The 17,081-nt window shown below is 58.1% G+C and carries 22 protein-coding genes; 10 read left to right on the forward strand and 12 right to left on the reverse strand.

All coding sequences use genetic code 11. From position 1 onward, the window contains the following. Positions 1 to 35: 35 nt before the first annotated feature. A complete protein-coding gene (locus WD429_RS06980; RefSeq protein WP_368421454.1) occupies positions 36 to 884 on the forward strand; it encodes a carbon-nitrogen hydrolase family protein in 849 nt (282 codons plus the stop codon). A gap of 10 nt (positions 885 to 894) precedes the next feature. Here WD429_RS06980 and yjgA read toward each other — a convergent pair whose 3' ends face one another. The 12 genes from yjgA to WD429_RS07040 all read right to left on the reverse strand — a co-directional run bounded on the left by yjgA (position 895) and on the right by WD429_RS07040 (position 10,265). Further along, a complete protein-coding gene (gene yjgA, locus WD429_RS06985) occupies positions 895 to 1,419 on the reverse strand; it encodes a ribosome biogenesis factor YjgA (protein ID WP_368421455.1) in 525 nt (174 codons plus the stop codon). Positions 1,420 to 1,520: 101 nt separating this feature from the next. Beyond that, positions 1,521 to 2,882 carry a magnesium transporter gene (gene mgtE / locus WD429_RS06990; protein ID WP_368421456.1) on the reverse strand — a complete coding sequence of 454 codons (1,362 nt, stop codon included), beginning with the start codon at positions 2,880 to 2,882 and terminating at the stop codon, positions 1,521 to 1,523. A gap of 101 nt (positions 2,883 to 2,983) precedes the next feature. Then, positions 2,984 to 3,253 carry an HPr family phosphocarrier protein gene (locus WD429_RS06995; protein WP_368421457.1) on the reverse strand — a complete coding sequence of 90 codons (270 nt, stop codon included), beginning with the start codon at positions 3,251 to 3,253 and terminating at the stop codon, positions 2,984 to 2,986. A gap of 6 nt (positions 3,254 to 3,259) precedes the next feature. After that, positions 3,260 to 4,147 (reverse strand): RNase adapter RapZ, encoded by an 888-nt coding sequence (gene rapZ / locus WD429_RS07000; RefSeq protein ID WP_368421458.1) that lies wholly within the window; start codon positions 4,145 to 4,147, stop codon positions 3,260 to 3,262. A gap of 26 nt (positions 4,148 to 4,173) precedes the next feature. Continuing rightward, positions 4,174 to 4,644: a PTS IIA-like nitrogen regulatory protein PtsN gene (gene ptsN / locus WD429_RS07005; protein WP_368421459.1), complete on the reverse strand. Its 471-nt coding sequence runs from the start codon at positions 4,642 to 4,644 to the stop codon at positions 4,174 to 4,176. A gap of 98 nt (positions 4,645 to 4,742) precedes the next feature. Next, positions 4,743 to 5,051: a ribosome hibernation promoting factor gene (gene hpf / locus WD429_RS07010; protein ID WP_368421460.1), complete on the reverse strand. Its 309-nt coding sequence runs from the start codon at positions 5,049 to 5,051 to the stop codon at positions 4,743 to 4,745. 86 nt (positions 5,052 to 5,137) lie between these two features. Next, entirely contained in the window at positions 5,138 to 6,658 is a 1,521-nt protein-coding gene (locus tag WD429_RS07015; protein ID WP_368421461.1) for an RNA polymerase factor sigma-54, read from the reverse strand. A 177-nt stretch (positions 6,659 to 6,835) separates the two neighbouring features. Next, on the reverse strand, positions 6,836 to 7,561 hold the full coding sequence (gene lptB, locus WD429_RS07020; RefSeq protein WP_368421462.1) for an LPS export ABC transporter ATP-binding protein: 726 nt from the start codon (positions 7,559 to 7,561) through the stop codon (positions 6,836 to 6,838). After that, positions 7,539 to 8,096 carry a lipopolysaccharide transport periplasmic protein LptA gene (gene lptA, locus WD429_RS07025; protein ID WP_368421463.1) on the reverse strand — a complete coding sequence of 186 codons (558 nt, stop codon included), beginning with the start codon at positions 8,094 to 8,096 and terminating at the stop codon, positions 7,539 to 7,541. Before lptA ends, lptB begins: the two co-directional genes overlap by 23 nt. Then, the gene (gene lptC, locus WD429_RS07030; RefSeq protein WP_368421464.1) at positions 8,068 to 8,685 is read right to left on the reverse strand and encodes an LPS export ABC transporter periplasmic protein LptC; all 618 of its coding nucleotides are present in this window, start codon (positions 8,683 to 8,685) and stop codon (positions 8,068 to 8,070) included. Before lptC ends, lptA begins: the two co-directional genes overlap by 29 nt. Before the next feature lie 14 nt (positions 8,686 to 8,699). After that, on the reverse strand, positions 8,700 to 9,257 hold the full coding sequence (locus tag WD429_RS07035) for a KdsC family phosphatase (protein ID WP_368421465.1): 558 nt from the start codon (positions 9,255 to 9,257) through the stop codon (positions 8,700 to 8,702). A 9-nt stretch (positions 9,258 to 9,266) separates the two neighbouring features. Next, positions 9,267 to 10,265 carry a KpsF/GutQ family sugar-phosphate isomerase gene (locus tag WD429_RS07040; protein WP_368421466.1) on the reverse strand — a complete coding sequence of 333 codons (999 nt, stop codon included), beginning with the start codon at positions 10,263 to 10,265 and terminating at the stop codon, positions 9,267 to 9,269. 187 nt (positions 10,266 to 10,452) lie between these two features. Here WD429_RS07040 and WD429_RS07045 point away from each other — a divergent pair, with 187 nt between their 5' ends. The 9 genes from WD429_RS07045 to hisD form a co-directional block, all read left to right on the forward strand. Further along, the gene (locus tag WD429_RS07045) at positions 10,453 to 11,265 is read left to right on the forward strand and encodes an ATP-binding cassette domain-containing protein (RefSeq protein WP_368421467.1); all 813 of its coding nucleotides are present in this window, start codon (positions 10,453 to 10,455) and stop codon (positions 11,263 to 11,265) included. Then, complete coding sequence (mlaE, locus tag WD429_RS07050) at positions 11,262 to 12,044, forward strand: lipid asymmetry maintenance ABC transporter permease subunit MlaE (protein WP_368421468.1); 783 nt, start codon at positions 11,262 to 11,264, stop codon at positions 12,042 to 12,044. Before WD429_RS07045 ends, mlaE begins: the two co-directional genes overlap by 4 nt. A gap of 39 nt (positions 12,045 to 12,083) precedes the next feature. Then, entirely contained in the window at positions 12,084 to 12,533 is a 450-nt protein-coding gene (mlaD, locus tag WD429_RS07055) for an outer membrane lipid asymmetry maintenance protein MlaD (RefSeq protein WP_368421469.1), read from the forward strand. Positions 12,534 to 12,592: 59 nt separating this feature from the next. Beyond that, positions 12,593 to 13,225: a phospholipid-binding protein MlaC gene (locus WD429_RS07060; RefSeq protein WP_368421475.1), complete on the forward strand. Its 633-nt coding sequence runs from the start codon at positions 12,593 to 12,595 to the stop codon at positions 13,223 to 13,225. Beyond that, positions 13,222 to 13,545: a lipid asymmetry maintenance protein MlaB gene (locus WD429_RS07065; RefSeq protein WP_368421470.1), complete on the forward strand. Its 324-nt coding sequence runs from the start codon at positions 13,222 to 13,224 to the stop codon at positions 13,543 to 13,545. The genes WD429_RS07060 and WD429_RS07065 overlap by 4 nt, the downstream gene beginning before the upstream one ends. 60 nt (positions 13,546 to 13,605) lie before the next feature. Further along, complete coding sequence (locus WD429_RS07070; protein WP_368421471.1) at positions 13,606 to 13,848, forward strand: BolA family protein; 243 nt, start codon at positions 13,606 to 13,608, stop codon at positions 13,846 to 13,848. Positions 13,849 to 13,878: 30 nt separating this feature from the next. Next, a complete protein-coding gene (murA, locus tag WD429_RS07075; RefSeq protein WP_368421472.1) occupies positions 13,879 to 15,141 on the forward strand; it encodes a UDP-N-acetylglucosamine 1-carboxyvinyltransferase in 1,263 nt (420 codons plus the stop codon). Between the two features lie 46 nt (positions 15,142 to 15,187). Beyond that, the gene (gene hisG, locus WD429_RS07080; RefSeq protein ID WP_368421473.1) at positions 15,188 to 15,838 is read left to right on the forward strand and encodes an ATP phosphoribosyltransferase; all 651 of its coding nucleotides are present in this window, start codon (positions 15,188 to 15,190) and stop codon (positions 15,836 to 15,838) included. Between the two features lie 172 nt (positions 15,839 to 16,010). Further along, positions 16,011 to 17,081 (forward strand): histidinol dehydrogenase (gene hisD / locus WD429_RS07085; RefSeq protein ID WP_368421474.1); only part of this gene is annotated, 1,071 nt, incomplete at its 3' end.

A 17,081-nucleotide genomic window follows, 5' to 3' on the forward strand; every position in this document is an offset into this window, starting at 1 on the left:
GGGTTCTGAAGGCATTTATCCCATCGGAGGCATCCATGAACAGTAACCTCACCGACACCGTTGCCGCCATCCAGATGGTGAGCACCCATGATCTTCAGTCGAACCTTGACGAAGCCGCCCGGCTGCTGGCCGAGGCGTCCGAAGAGGGTGCTTCGGTAGCGGTATTGCCGGAGAATTTCGCCGTACTGGCGACGTCGAAAATGCGGCCGTGCGGGCTGCAGGAAGCCTCCGACGAACCGGTCATCCGACGCTTTCTGGCCAACCAGGCCCGTACCCATGGTCTTTGGATTGTGGGAGGCTCACTGCCGCTGGCAAGTCGCCCCGACGGCTCGATGGTTGACGAGCGAGTGCGCGCCACCTGCCTGGTTTTTGATGATCAGGGCCATGAGGTGAGCCGTTATGACAAAATCCATTTGTTTGATGCCATGGTCGAAGATGCCCATGGTCAGTATCGGGAGTCTGATACCTTTGAACCGGGTGACGCCGTGATGACGGTACAAACGCCCGCGGGGTTGCTGGGGTTGGCCATCTGTTACGATCTCCGGTTTCCGGAACTGTTCCGGGCCTTGCGGGATAAAGGCGCTGAGTGGGTATGCCTGCCAAGTGCGTTTACCTGGCAGACGGGCGATGCCCACTGGCACGCGCTGATTCGAGCCAGGGCCATCGAAAATCAGGTTTGGGTCGTAGCGCCCGGGCAGGGTGGCCAGAACAGTGAGCGCCGCCGGACCTATGGCCACAGCCTGGTATGCGATCCCTGGGGCAAGGTGGTTGCTGAATTGCCCGAAGGCCCGGGCATTGTCACCGCGGCTCTGGACCGCAACCATCTTTCGAATGTGCGAAGCCGTATGCCCGTATGGGAGCATCGACGTCTGACCGGAAAGTAGCGCGGGGAGGCTATGACACCTCGTCAATGCACTCGCGCAGGTAGCGGAACAGTTTTTTAGCCTGACCGGTGTTTTTCTGTTTGTCCAGATCCTTGCGTGCGTTGCGGGCGAGATTGCGAAGGTGCTGGATGTCCGCACCGGGACAATACGCGACGAATTCACCCACGGCGGAATCGCCCTCGCTAATCATTCGGTCACGCCAGCGTTCTGACAGGTGTTGGCGGCGGGTGTGCTCTTCGCTGCCAGCGTCAAAGGCATCAATGGCTCGCTTCAGGCCGTCGGGATCGTCTTCCTGGCGGATGACTTTGCCAATGAACTGCAGGTGCCGGCGTTTGGCCTCGTTCTGGCGTATGCGACGGGATTCCTCAATGGCCGCCCGCAGCGTGCTGCTGATGGTCAGTGTTTCGAGCTGGTCATTGCTCAGTTCCAGCATGCGTTTGCCGAGATTCTGAAGAGCGTGCATGTCACGCTTCATCTGGGACTTGCTGGGACCGAGGTATTCCGGCGTTTCGTTGTCGTCCTGATGATCTTTCATAGAGCTGCCTGTTTGTCGGATTACGCTTCGCTAACCCGACCTACGGTGGATACGCAATGGTTTGAGTAGGTCGGATTAGCGAAGCGTAATCCGACATCTGACTAAGCATAGAAAAGGGTGGCCAGGCCGAGGAAAGACATAAAGCCTACCACATCGGTCACCGTGGTCAGGATAACGCTGCCTGCCAGAGCCGGGTCAATATTGCGCGATTTGAGAAACAGTGGCAGTACGGTGCCGACCAGGGCCGCCGCCACCAGGTTGATAACCAGCGCGGCCGCAATGATGCCACCAATCAATAAGTCTTGGAACCAGAGCGTGGCGGCCGTTGCCACCACCGCAGCCCAGAGCAAACCATTCAGTATGCCGGCCACCAGTTCGCGGTTTAACAGCCAGCCGACGTTTGCGCCGCTGATCTGACCCACGGCCATGCCGCGAATCACCAGCGTGAGGGTCTGGCTGCCGGCAATCCCGCCCATGCTCGCAACAATAGGCATCAGGACCGCCAGGGCCACGACCTTGGCAATGGTTTCCTCAAACAATCCGATCACGGCAGACGCGGTAAACGCGGTGAGCAGGTTGATGCCCAGCCAGACAGCCCGCCGGCGGGTGGTTTTGAAAATAGGCGCGAAGGTGTCCTCGTCTTCATCCAGGCCGGCCATGCTCATCAGCGAGTGGTCCGCTTCCTCGCGGATAACGTCTACCACGTCATCGATGGTGATGCGGCCAAGCAGTCGGCCATCGTCATTCACCACCGGGGCCGAAATCAGATCGTAGCGTTCGAACAGGGTGGCGACCTTGGTGTCCGAGAGCGAGACCGGAACCGGCTCGATGTCGGTGTCCATGACTTCCCGCACGGTTGCCGCCGGATTGGACACCAGCATTTTGGTGATCGGCAGCATGCCGATAAATTCATCACGCCGGCTGACCACAATCAGGCTGTCGGTCATCGGCGGCAGGTTGCGATGGCGGCGGAGGTAGCGCAGTACAACGTCGATGCTGATTTCTGGCCGCACCGTGATGGTGTCGGTGTTCATCAGGCCGCCGGCGGTATCCTCAGGATAAGAGAGGACTTCCTCTACCCGCTGCCGGTCCTGCTCGTCCATGGTATCCAGAACTTCCTGGATAACCGTATCCGGCAACTGCTGCAGAAGGTCGGCCAGGTCATCGGACTCAAAGTTCTCGATGATGTCCGCCAGTTCCTGGGCGTTGAGCTGGCTGAGGAAATAACCACGGATATCGTCACTGAGGTAGGACAGCACCTCACCTTCGAGGTCCTTTTCCACCAGGTTCCAGAGCAGGGCGCGTTGGCGGGGTGGTGACGATTCCAGCAGGTGGGCGATATCACTGGGACTCAGGCCGCCGTTGAGGATGCGGGCAACCTGCTTCAGTGCGCCACTGTCCAGCGCTTCGCTGAGTGAACGAAGGCGCTGGCGGGCCTGGCTTTTTTCCAGAATATCGGTCATGAATCACCCACCGTCAGAAAACCCCCGCATTATAGCGAAGTTAGGCGCTAGAGGTGAGAAAGAGTTGTAGGTGAATATCGCAGACGGCTGGGCGTGGCCGGTTACTCACCTTCGCCGAAATAGTCATTGATCAGCTCGATCAACGACTCGATCGCGTCCTGCTCATCTGGCCCCTCGGCGCTCAGCTCTACCTCGGTGCCCTTGCTGGCCGCGAGCATCATGACCTGCATGATGTTTTTGGCGTCCACCTCGCGGCCTTTACCGCTGATCCGCACGACACTTTCATAGGCAGACGCTGTGGCCACCAGTTTGGCTGTCGCCCTGGCATGCAGCCCCAGCTTGTTGATGATGGTGACGTTACGGCGAATCATGGTAGTTCAGTTTTGCTCGCGGTTCTGCAGATGGGGCAGCTCGGTGTGCCTCACCTGAACGTTGTTATAGTTGGTGCGGAAGTAGCGACCAATCTGTTCACAGACGTAGACCGACCGATGCTGCCCGCCAGTGCAGCCAATGGAGATGGTCATGTAGCTGCGGTTACTGTCCGCGAACGAGGGCAGCCAGCTCTCCAGAAAGGCGGTAAGATCGTCCACCATCTTACGGGTCAGTGGCTCTTTTTCCAGGAATTCGATCACCGGTTGGTCAGTACCCACAAACTGGCGCAGGCTAGTGTCCCAGTAAGGGTTGGGCAGACAACGGACGTCGAACACATAATCGGAGTCCAGAGGCACGCCATGTTTGAACCCGAACGACTGGAACAGCAGGGCCAGCTCCTGATCCTTGCGTCCGACAACCCGCTGTTTGACCATGTCTCTGAGCTCGTACATCGACATCCCGGTGGTCTCAATATAGAGGTCAGACAGCTTTGCAAGCGGCTCCAGCAGTGTTTTCTCGTGGCTGATGGCTTCACGCAGCGATGTTTTGTCATCGCTCAGGGGGTGCTTGCGTCGGGTGGCGTGAAAGCGTTGCAGCAGAGATGGCTCGTCGGCATCGAGGTAGATGATTTCAACGGTAACGCCGGTTTCCTGCAACTGGTGATAAATGGTCTCGAAATTCGATAGCGCACCGGCCAGGTTACGGGCGTCGATACTGACTGCCATTTTTCGCAATCGCCCGGGCGAGGTGTTGTGGTCCGCCGCTTCTTTGGTCAGCGGAAACAGCAGGCCAATGGGCAGATTGTCGATGCAATAAAACCCCAGGTCTTCCAGCACATGCAGTGCGGTACTTTTACCTGAGCCGGACCTGCCGCTGACTATGATCAGTTTCATCGCCTGTTGCCTCTAAGGGAGAATGGTCAGCCGGTTTTATCGGTCATCCGGCTGAACAATGCCTGAGCATCGGTGCATTGCCTGAGTTGATCGCAAAAACCCCGGTCATTGAACTTCTCCGCGAGCTGGCTGAGCAGCTCAAGGTGCTCGCTGGTGGCTTCCTTGGGAACAATCAGGGCAAAAACCAGGTCCACCGGCTGGTTGTCGATGGCATCGAATCCGACACCCTCTTCCAGGGTCATCAGCACGCCTACCACATGATCCAACCCTTCCAGCCGGCAGTGGGGAATGGCAATGCCCTGGCCGATGCCGGTGCTGCCGAGCCGCTCCCGGGAGATCAGGTTGTTGAAAATCTGGGTGTCGCTGAGAATGGCATCCTGGTGGTTTACCCGTTCGGCAATAAATTCCAGAACCCGCTTTTTGCTGGACGCAGGAATCCGACAAAGCGTCAGCTCCGGCGAAAGAATGTTTTCAATGGTGAGGGGCGTGTCGCTCATGGATCGACTGTTATTCCGTAAAAAGTGCCGTAAAAAAAGGCTGCGGCACGTCCGCCGTGCCGCAGCTCGATTGTTTTGAACGCAAGGATAACCGTGTCTTAGCGGGCACCGTTGCCGTGCATGCGATCGACTGTCTTTTCCTTGTGTTTGAGGACCTGACGATCCAGCTTGTCGATCAGTGAGTCGATAGCGGCGTACATATCCTCATTTTCTGCCTTTGCGTGAATTTCACCACCGATGACGTGGAGGGTTGCCTCCGCAAGCTGGCGCACCTTCTCAACTTCCAGCGTAACCTGACAGTTGCTTATATGATCAAAGTGGCGCTCGAGCTTTTCAAACTTATCGGACACATAATCTTTCAGAGCGGGTGTCAATTCTACATGGTGGCCTGAAATATTGAGTTGCATAGGCGTCTCCTGTCGTCATCGTGCCGGGCCCTTTCACAGGCCGGCGGTGTGCCAGCGCATGTCTCCGCTGGCGGAATGCTCTCGGATCAAACCAGCCGCTTTCTTTCGTTCGATGGCGGAATGTGCATGGCCTCGCGATATTTCGCGACGGTCCGCCTGGCTACCTTGATGCCCTGTTCTCCTAGCATGGCTGCTATTTTGCTATCGCTCAATGGCTTTTTCGGAGTTTCTGTCGCAATCAGTTTTTTGATCATGGCGCGGATTGCGGTGGAAGAGCACTCTCCGCCCTCGTCGGTACTGACGTGACTGGAGAAAAAATACTTCAGTTCAAAGATGCCGCGAGGCGTATGCATGTATTTCTGGGTTGTCACCCGGGAGATGGTGGACTCGTGCATTTCCACGGCCTGGGCAATATCGGAGAGGATCAGTGGCTTCATCGCCTCTTCGCCGTGATCCAGGAAGCCTTGCTGGTGCTCAACAATCCGGGTGGACACTTTCAGCAGCGTTTCGTTGCGGCTCTGCAGACTTTTGATGAACCACTTGGCCTCCTGCAGCTGGTCACGCAAATAGGTGTTGTCAGCGCTGCTGTCTGCCCGTTTGATCATCGAAGCGTAGCTGGCGTTCACCCGAATGCGTGGCGCAATTTCAGGGTTCAGTTCCACACGCCAGCGGCCGTTGTGTTTGCGCACGATGACATCGGGAATGACGTAATCTGGCTCGGCATGGTCCACCGAATCCCCGGGCCGGGGGTTCAGACCAGTGATCAGTGCCAGCACATCCCGTAACTGATCTTCCTTCAGGCGGCTGCGCCGAAGTAGCTGGGCATAGTCGCGGTTGCCCAACAAATTGATGTAGTGGGTAATGACCAGTCGGGCCTGGGCCAGCCAGGGGGTCTCGGACGGCAGCTGGTTGAGCTGGATCAGCAGGCATTCCTGAAGATTCCGGGCAAACACGCCGGGCGGGTCAAAATGCTGCAGGCGATGCAGAACCGCCTCAACTTCGTCCAGTTCCAGCGGGTCTTCATCGGCGTCATCCGCTAACCCGGAATGGATGTCGTCAATGGGCGAGGTCAGATAGCCTCGTTCATCCACAGCATCCATCAAGGCGTGAGCAATAGCCTGATCCCGCTCGCTCAGGGGCGTCAGGTTGAGCTGCCACTCCAGATGGTCCTGAAGGGTTTCCGCCGGGGAGTTGCGAGTTTCGAAGTCGCTGTCGTTCTCGTCGTCATTGCGGGCTGCGGGCGCGGGAGCTGACTGGTAGATGTCATCCCAGGCGGTATCAACGGGCAGATCGTCCGGAATATTGTCGGGAATGTCGTTCTCTGAGGACCAGTCGGGGCCGTTCTCGGACTCATCCCAGTCACTGTTTGAGTCAGCGGTAGCCGCCGCCTCTTCTGCCTGCTCGGCGTTGTCGTTGTCCGATGTCGGGTTGTCACCCTCTGGCGCGTCATCGTCCTCAGGGGTTTCGAGCATGGGGTTGGAGTCCAACGCCTGCTGGATTTCCTGTTGAAGATCGAGTGTGGACAGCTGCAGAAGCCTGATCGCCTGTTGCAACTGGGGCGTCATGGTCAGGCTTTGACCCATTTTCAGCTGTAATGACGCTTTCATAACCATGGTTCAGGATCCGTCACCCGATAGCACCGGCTGTTAGTCAGTTTGCAAAAAAAACGATGTATGCTAGTCACTTGCCAGAACAAGCAAGTTCTTTGCCGAGTGTACTTACTTGTCAGCATCATGACAATTGAACCCGCCTGGACTCAAGGCCTTGCCGGGATTGGGCCACCCTCACAGCCGGAACTCGTTGCCAAGATAAACCTCTTTAACCTGCTGGTTGGCGAGGATTTCGCTGGAGTCTCCGGACGCAATGATGTGGCCGCCAGAAACGATGTAGGCGTTCTCGCAGATGTCGAGAGTTTCGCGCACGTTATGATCAGTGATCAGCACGCCAATGCCCTTGTCACGAAGGTGTCGAATGATCTGTTTGATGTCGCTGACGGAAATCGGGTCCACCCCTGCGAAGGGCTCGTCCAGCAGAATGAACGCCGGCTCCATGGCCAGTGCGCGGGCAATTTCCACGCGCCGTCGCTCACCACCAGACAGGGCCATACCCACGCTGTCGCGAATGTGGGTGATGTGGAACTCCTCTAAGAGTTCCTCCACCTTTGATTCGCGGTCCGCCTTGCTGAGGTCTTTGCGGGTTTCCAGAATCGCCATGATGTTGTCCCGCACGGTCAGTTTGCGAAAGACTGACGCTTCCTGGGGCAGGTAGCCAATGCCTTTGCGGGCGCGGCCATGCATGGGCAGAGGGGTGATGTCCTGGCTGTCGATGGTGACGCGACCGTTGTCAGCCGGCACCAGTCCTACGATCATGTAGAAGCACGTGGTTTTACCGGCCCCGTTGGGACCCAGTAGCCCGACAATCTCGCCACTGCGGATTTCCAGGGAGACGTCAATCACCACTTTTTTCTGCTTGTAGCTTTTTGCCAGATTACTGGCCCTGAGAACTGCCATTCGAATCCTGTCTGTTCTGGCCACTGCGTGGCTGGATGACGATTTCAACACGGCCGCTGCCGCCGCTGTCTTTCGCTGAACCTTCGGCGGTAACCACGCGCTCGACGCTATCATAATGAATGATATCGCCGCGGAACAGGTTATCACCCTGTTCGATCACCGCTTCTTTTTCAAAGGTGAGGCGGCTTTCGGGTGCGGAGTAGGTAATGTTGAGCGCGCGGGCATCGGTCTTACCTTCGCCTTCGCGGGCGGGCTGCTGATAATGGGCGGGCTGACCAGTCGCTTCAATACGCTGGAGACCGTTTTCATCACGGTAGAGAACCACCCGGTCTGCCGTGAGCTCGGTTTCTCCCTGAGTCATGATCACGTCACCGGTATAGGTGGCAATACCCTGGCCATCATCGAGGCGTGCGTTATCTGCGTTCACCGTAATCGGAATGTCGGAGTCCAGGTTGAAGGCTGCCGCAGAGCCTGCAAACCACAGGGCTGCCAGTGCAACGGTTATCTTACGGATTGGCTTGTTGGCCAGGCTCATAGCGTCCTTCCACTTGTGAATCGAGTTCAAGTATGCGGTCATCCATCCAGGCCTTCATGCCAATAGCCCGGGTGACGCTGAACGAATCGGTCAGTTTTACCGGCGCGTCTGTAAATACCGTCCGGCTGCTGTTGTCCAGCGTTAGCCTGGAAGTGGTGAGCGTGCCCTGGCGGTTGCCTTCGATGCTACGGATGACTTCCACATTCCCTTCCAGCTCAAGCAGGTCGTTGTTGTCTGTCAGGGTTCCGTTATCGGCGCTCAGGCGCCAGGGTTCCGGCTCGCCTTCGCTGAAGAGCTGAGCGCGGGGCGACTCCATGGTGGCCAGGTTGTCCGATTCAAACTGTTCAATGCGCGGGCTTTCAAAGCGCACGGTCAGCGCCCCTGTCTCGTCGTAGGACAGGTAGCGGCCATTGACCACGAAGCCATCGGGCTCGGACTGACCCCGAAGCGCTGCCGCCGCCACCGGCTCTTTGTTCTCATCACTCTGCCACATCAGCATGATCAGAACCACAACCGTGCAGGCAAGGGCGAAGGCCCGCAGCAGCGGTTGATTGGCGAGTGTTATTACAGAAACCAGGTTACCGTTCATTGGGTCAGGCTCCCTCAATCGGGCTGTAAATAGGGCGTGAGGGTGCCTTCGAGCTGGCCGGTAGCGGTCAGCAGCAGGTCGCAGGCTTCCCGGACTGCGCCGCTGCCGCCGGGTACGGATGTGCACACATCGGCCTGCTCTCTCACCAGCCAGTAACCATTGGGAACGGTAATGCCCAGGCCGGCGAAGCGGATGGCCGGGAGGTCGGGCAGGTCATCGCCCATGTACGCGATGCCTGCCGGGTCGATTCCCAGTTTGTCGACCAATTCCTGTAGCGCGATTTTCTTGTCTTCCCGGCCCTGCATCAGGTGCGGAATGCCCAGGTCGCTCATGCGTTTCCGGGTCAATGGGGACGTGCGCCCGGTGATCACCGCAACGGTAATGCCGGCAGCCATCACCTGCTTCAGCCCCAGGCCATCAAGAATATTAAAGCCTTTGAGTTCGTCGCCGCTGGCACTGAAGAGCAGCTTGCCGTCGGTCATGATGCCATCGACATCGAGCGCGAGAAGGCGGATGCCGGCGGCTTTCCTGAGCAGGCTGGCGGGCCATTGTGGGCGTAGGGAATCAGTCATGCCGGGTCCTCAGATCACGCCAGCGCGAAGCAGGTCGTGCATGTTGATCGCACCAACGAGTTGGCCGTCACTGTTGGTGACTGGCAGCGCGTTGATTTTCAGCTCTTCCATCATGTTGAGCGCATCCACTGCGAGATGATCGGCCTGGATGGTTTTGCCGTTGCGGGTCATGACCTCGTTAATGGCGGTGGTGTGCACATCGATGGGCTTGTCCAGCGTGCGGCGCAGGTCGCCGTCGGTAAAGACACCGGTCAGCTCACCGGTGTCATCAACCACCGTGGTCATGCCCAGGCCTTTACGGGAAATTTCCAGCAGCGCGCCGCTGAGGAGCGTGTCACCGGTAACCCGTGGAATCTGGTCGCCGGTGTGCATAATATCGGAGACCCGCAGCAGCAGGCGCCGCCCCAGACTTCCACCGGGATGAGACAGTGCGAAATCTTCGGCGCTGAAGCCACGTGCCTCCAGCAGCGCCACCGCCAGCGCGTCACCCATGACCAGCGTTGCGGTCGTACTGGAGGTGGGTGCCAGGCCCAGCGGGCAGGCTTCAAGTGCAACGCTGACATCCAGGTTTGCAACGGACTCTGTCGCCAGCGTGGACGTGGTGTTGCCCGTCATGCTGATCAACGGCGCGCCCATCCGGCGTAACAGCGGGAGCAGCGTGACCACTTCACTGGTGTTGCCACTGTTGGATATGGCCAGTACGACATCCTGGCCGGTAATCATGCCAAGATCACCGTGACTGGCTTCGCCGGGGTGAACGAAAAAAGAGGGCGTGCCCGTGCTGGCCAGGGTCGCGGCGATTTTACTGCCAATGTGCCCGGACTTCCCCATGCCCGTGACCACCACGCGCCCCTTGCAGGCCATGATGACCTCGCAGGCGCGTACGAAATGCTCGTTAATGCGATCGGACAGCGCGGCGATGGCGTCTCTCTCGATGTCGATGGCCCGCAGGGCCGAATCCCGGTAAGTTTGCTCGATGTCGGCTGAGGTCTGGCTGCTGTTGCTCATGCTGTTTCCGGCTTGCACCTTGTCGTCATGGGACACTGTCTGAATTGGCGAGAGTATATCACTTCCCATCACCCCGGGGCCGTTGTTCAGACAAACTGACCATTGCCATCAGGACATTTTACCGTCTTCGGATTGAGCTTCCCCGCCGCTTCGCATACTGTTAGCCCCTGTTCGAAAGGGATCAATTATGGATTCAGGTGCCTACATCCGCATACGGGACGTGGTTTTCTCACGCTCCGGCAGACGTATTTTTGATGGTATCAGCCTCGATATTCCCCGTGGCAGCATCTCAGCGATCATGGGCCCCAGTGGCACCGGAAAAACCACTCTGTTGCGCCTTATCGGCGGTCAGCTCAAGCCGGATTCCGGCACGATTGAGGTGGCCGGTGCCCAGGTTCCCCAGCTCAATCGCAAGGCGCTGTATGCCCTCCGGGAAAAGATGGGCATGCTGTTCCAGAGTGGCGCACTGTTCACCGACCTGAGCGTGTTTGAAAACGTCGCGTTCCCTTTGCGGGTCCACACCGCTTTGCCGGAAGACATGATTCGCGACATCGTACTGATGAAATTGGAAGCCGTTGGTCTGCGAGGTGCCCGGCAACTCATGCCTGCGGAACTTTCTGGTGGCATGACCCGGCGCGTCGCGCTTGCCAGGAGCATCGCCCTTGATCCGGACCTGATCATGTACGACGAACCTTTTGCCGGCCAGGACCCGATTGCGATGGGCGTTGTGGTCAAGCTGATTCGTGATCTGAACCGGTCCATGGGGCTGACCAGCGTCCTGGTGTCGCACGACGTGCCGGAGTCACTGAGTATTTGTCACTTCGCCTGCATCATCGCCGACGGCCAGGTGATCGGCGAGGGCACGCCCGATGAGCTCCGCCAGAACCCCTCCGAACGGGTCCAACAGTTCCTTCAGGGGCAGCCAGACGGCCCTGTGCCGTTTCATTACCCGGCCTCAGATGCAATGGCCGACTGGGGTCTGGGCGGAGGCTCGGCATGATCGATCAAATTGCGGCACTGGGCCGGCTCGGGCTGGATATCATCGGGACAGTGGGTCGGGCCGGGCGTTTTCTGGCTGGGGCGCTGGCTGGAGTGCCCAGGCCCTCGGTAGGCTTGCCGTTACTGGTTCGCCAGCTGTATTCGGTGGGTGTGCTCTCGCTAGCCATTATTGTGGTGTCTGGCCTGTTTATTGGCATGGTGCTGGGACTCCAGGGCTTCACCATTCTCAGCGATTACGGCTCCGAGTCCGCCATCGGCCAGATGGTTGCGCTGACCCTGGTGAGGGAGCTCGGCCCGGTGGTAACGGCGCTGTTGTTCGCCGGGCGTGCTGGGTCGGCGCTGACCGCTGAAATTGGTCTGATGAAAGCCACTGAGCAGCTTTCAAGCATGGAAATGATGGGTGTCGATCCCTTGCGCCGGGTCATTGCACCGCGGTTATGGGCCGGGTTTATCGCGGTACCGATCCTTGCTGTCATATTTTCGGTGGTGGGCATCTGGGGTGGCATGCTGGTGGGCGTGGAGTGGCTTGGTGTTTTCGAGGGGTCGTACTGGAGCAACATGCAGTCGTCCGTCAGTTTTACTGAGGATGTGCTCAACGGCGTGATTAAAACCGTGGTGTTTGGCTTCGTCTGTAGCTGGATCGCCGTGTTCCAGGGCTATGACTGCGTGCCGACCTCCGCTGGCATAAGTTCGGCCACCACAAAAACCGTAGTATATTCATCGTTGGCGGTACTGGGGCTGGATTTCCTGCTCACCGCCGTCATGTTCGGCGATTTTTGAGCCGTTGCACGCGACGACAACGTTAATCAGGAGCGGGTTATGAAGCAGAGAACCACGGAGATCGTTACGGGCCTGTTTATCATTGGTGGCCTGGCGGCGTTGATGTTTCTCGCGCTTCAGGTGAGTGGATTGTCACCCAAAAGCAGCGCGGAAACGTATACGCTCTACGCCAATTTTAACGACGTGGGTGGCATATCGCCTCGGGGAAAAGTCGCCATGGCGGGCGTTACGGTCGGCTCCGTGCGCAGCGTGACCCTGGACAAAGAGACCTTCCAGGCCAGGGTGGAACTGGCCATTGACGCGGGTGTAGACAACATCCCGGCAGACAGTTCCGCAGTAATACGTACATCCGGCCTGCTGGGAGAACAGTACATTGATATTTCCATTGGCGGAGATATGGACTCACTCAAAGCGGGTGACAATTTTTACTCAACCCAGTCAGCGATGAATCTGGAGCGTTTGATTACCAACTTCGCGTCGGGAAAATAGCGCCAGAGCAAGGAATTGAAACGTGACAGGAGAAAAGCATGTTGATGATTAAGCGCAGTATGGTTTTTATTGGCTTGCTGGTGGCAGCGCTGGCGCTTCCCGCTCATGCGGATCAGGAGCAGGATCTGGTCAGCTACGTTGATGAAAACACCCAGCGGCTGGTCGATAAACTGAACGAGGAAAGAGGGCTTTACGAGCGTGACCCTGAAGCCTTTTATGCCAGCATGGATGAAGAGCTCAGAGAATTCGTTGATTTTCGCCGTATCGCTGCACGGGTGATGGGGCGTTACGCGCGTCAGTCCTCTCCTGAGCAACGCGATGCGTTCGTCGAGAAATTCAAGCGCAGCCTGTTTGACAGCTACGCCCAGGCATTGGTGAGTGCGGACGACTTCACCATTGAAGTCAAGGGTGCCGAAATCAACGCCAACAACAGCAACCGTGCCGTGGTTGACATGGAGGTCGAGACCTCCGGTGGAAATCGCTATCCCGTCACCTACTCCATGTACAAAGCGGATGAAGATCACTGGATGATGGAGAACGTGATCGTCGAAGGCATCAACATCGGCCTGGCGTTCCGTGACCGTTTTTCCCAGGAAATGGAGCAGAATCAGGGTGAAGTGCAGGCCGTTATTGATGGGTGGGGCAGTGCCGTCAAATCCCTGAATCTTGAAGACGAAGTCGACAAGTCGTGACCGGTGCGTCCGCCCATGTTGAGCTCACGGGCAGTACCCTGGCGTTGAGCGGTGCAATCAGCCCGCTGAATGTCGTCGGGGTGCGAAAAGAGGGCGAATGGTTGATTGCGTCCGCACCGGGTGATCTGGTGGTGGATGTGTCTGCGCTGGGCACGGCCCACAGCGCCGTGTTGTCCTTGTTGCTGTGCTGGCAGCGATGTGCGACCAGCTTGGGTCGGCCTCTGGTGTTTTCCGGTGTCAGTGACGGTCTTGTCGCGTTGGCTTCCCTCAGTAACCTGGATACTCAGCTGCCCGGGTTCAACGATAAAACCTCCGGCTGACCCGAGCCGCGGAATTGGTTACAATCTCGCCCCTGATTTATAAACCCCCGAGGATTTTCTATGGAAGCCGCCGAAGTTACCGAACTGGTGAAGCAGGCCCTGCCGGACTGTGATGTGCAGGTTCAGATCGATGGCACCCATTACATGGTTGTTGCGGTTGGGGAGGTCTTTGAAGGCCTGCCGACCATCAAGCGGCAGCAATTGATCAACAAGGCGCTGTTCCAGCAGATCATGGACGGCACCATTCACGCATTGCACCCGAAAGCCTTTACCCCCGCTGAGTGGGCCGCGCGCCAGGGCTGATGACTGCCCGCTAATAACAGGAAGACTATTGTGGATAAACTTCTGATCAGAGGCCGTCAGCCGCTGAATGGCGAAATCCGGATTTCCGGTGCCAAAAACGCCGCGCTGCCCATTCTGGCGGCCACCCTGCTCGCAGACGAGCCGGTCACCGTCGGTAACCTGCCGCACCTGAATGACGTCACCACCATGATTGAGCTGTTGGGGCGCATGGGTGTGGAGCTGATGATTGACGAGAAAATGAGTGTGGAAGTGCACGCCAACACCATCAAGCACTTCCATGCACCGTACGAGCTGGTCAAGACCATGCGTGCGTCGATTCTCGTGCTGGGCCCGCTGGTGGCGCATTTCGGGGAAGCCGAAGTGTCTTTGCCCGGCGGCTGTGCCATCGGCAGCCGCCCGGTAAACCTGCACATTCACGGCCTGGAAATGATGGGCGCAGAAGTGAAGGTTGAGAACGGCTACATCAAGGCGAAGTCCAATGGCCGGCTGAGAGGCGCGCACATTTTCCTGGACACAGTGACCGTGACCGGCACTGAAAACCTGATGATGGCCGCAGCGCTGGCCGATGGTAAAACCATTCTGGAAAACGCCGCCCGGGAACCGGAAGTGGTGGACCTGGCGGAGTGTCTGATCGCCATGGGTGCGGACATCAAGGGCCACGGTACGGCGACCATTGAAATCAACGGCGTAGAGCGCTTGCACGGCTGCCACTACAACGTGTTGCCAGATCGCGTGGAAACGGGCACCTACCTGGTGGCTGCGGCTGCGACAGGCGGCCGGGTGAAGCTGAAAGACACCCGCGAAGACCTGCTGGAAGCGGTGCTGCTGAAGCTGGAAGAGGCGGGTGCGCACATCACCACCGGTCCGGACTGGATCGAGTTGGACATGAAAGGCAATCGCCCGAAAGCGGTGAACCTGCGTACCGCCCCGTATCCCGCTTTCCCGACGGACATGCAGGCGCAGTTCGCGGCCATGAACGCCGTGGCTGAGGGAACCGGTACCATCGTGGAAACCGTGTTTGAAAACCGCTTCATGCACTTGCAGGAGCTGATTCGCATGGGCGCGGACATCACCCTCGAGGGCAACGCGGCCATCATCAAGGGTGTCGAGCACCTGACCGGTGCGCCGGTGATGGCCACGGACCTGCGGGCTTCCGCCAGCCTGGTTATCGCTGGCCTGATGGCGGACGGCGACACCATTGTGGATCGCATCTATCACATTGATCGTGGCTATGAGTGTATTGAAGAGAAGCTGCAGCTGTTGGGCGCGACCATTCGCCGTCTGCCCGCGTGACCGAAGCAGCCCGACCCTTAAATCTGTCCAGTAACCGGAAGGACCAATGACTGACTCCATCACCATCGCGCTGTCCAAGGGGCGAATTCTCGATGAAACCCTGCCTTTGCTTGCTGAGGCGGGTATCGAGCTGGTCGACGATATCAAAAAATCCCGCAAACTGGTGTTTCCGACCACCGACCCCCATGTGCGGGTGCTGATTATCCGGGCCACCGATGTGCCAACCTATGTTCAGTACGGCGGGGCCGATCTCGGGGTAACGGGCAAAGATGTGCTGATGGAGCACGGTGGTGAGGGCCTTTACGAGCCGCTGGATCTGAACATTTCCCGCTGCCGGTTGATGACGGCGGGCCCGAAGGATAAGCCGGCCCCGGCGGGTCGTATTCGGGTGGCGACCAAGTTCGTGAACTTGGCGCGCCGTTACTATTCTGCACAGGGTCGTCAGGCGGACATTATTAAGCTCTATGGTGCCATGGAGTTGGCACCGATTCTGGATCTGGCGGATGAGATTGTCGATATTGTCGATACAGGAAATACCCTCAAGGCCAACGGTCTGGAACCACGGGATCTGATCGAATACATCAGCAGCCGGCTGGTGGTGAATCGCGCGTCCATGAAGATGAAACATGAGCGGATTAACCCCATAATCGAAAAGATGTCCATTGCTGTAGAGAAACGCAGAGGCGCATCGGAGTAAGAGTCGCTCAGCCAGAACTGCCCCGAATCTGGGTTTGGCGGGCTGGAGGGGACAGCCTTGCCCGCCCCCTCCGTCTGGCTGACTCCCCAGCGCCTGTATTGCCTTTGAGTGCTTTGGTGTATCCAGTTATTGTTTAACAGCGGAGTGATTCTCCGATAACAGGAAAAGTGAAATGACCGACATCAGCATCACCAGATTAAATGCTTCCCAGAGCGATTTTGACAGCGAACTGGCCAAACTGCTGGCCTGGGACGACAGCGTGGATCATCAGGTGAATGAGTCGGTGCGTCATATTTTGCGCGAGGTGAAGACCCGTGGGGATCAGGCGGTTCTCGAATTTACCGAGAAGTTTGATCGCCTGAAGGTGGGCAGTGTTTCCGAGCTGGAAATGAGTCAAGGCCGGTTGCAGCGGGCGTTGGATGCTATTCCTCAGGATCAGCGGGAGGCGTTGGAGAAAGCGGCGGCACGTATCCGGGATTACCACGAACGGCAGAATCAGAAGTCCTGGCAGTACGAGGACGATGACGGCACTGTGCTGGGTCAGAAAGTCACGCCTCTGGATCGTGCCGGGCTTTATGTGCCTGGCGGCAAGGCGGCTTATCCGTCGTCTGTGTTGATGAACGCCATTCCTGCGAAAGTGGCGGGTGTGGGTGAGGTGATCATGGTCGTCCCGACGCCAGACGGTGTGGTGAATGACATGGTCCTGGCGTCTGCGGCTATCGCTGGTGTGGATCGGGTGTTTACCCTGGGTGGCGCTCAGGCGGTGGCTGCGTTGGCCTATGGCACCGAAACGGTTCCTGCTGTCGATAAAATCGTCGGTCCGGGTAACATATTCGTGGCGACCGCCAAGCGCGAGGTGTTCGGTACCGTCGGCATCGACATGATCGCCGGGCCATCGGAAATCCTGGTTATCTGCGATGGCAAAACCGATCCGGACTGGATCGCGATGGATCTGTTTTCCCAGGCCGAGCATGACGAGCAGGCCCAGTCGATTCTGGTCAGCCCGGACGCGGCGTTTCTGGATGCGGTTGAGGCCAGCATTAACAAGCTGCTGCCGACTATGGAGCGTGCCGATATCATTCGCACCTCGATGACCGATCGGGCCGCACTGATCCAGGTCGCCGACCTCAGCGAAGCGGCGCGGGTCTCGAACCGAATCGCGCCGGAACACCTGGAGCTGTCGATAGAAAACCCGGAAACCCTGGTGGACGACATCCGCCACGCCGGTGCCATTTTCATGGGG

Origin of the sequence: Marinobacter sp. (assembly GCF_040904845.1) — a bacterium.
In the GTDB taxonomy this organism is placed as follows: domain Bacteria; phylum Pseudomonadota; class Gammaproteobacteria; order Pseudomonadales; family Oleiphilaceae; genus Marinobacter.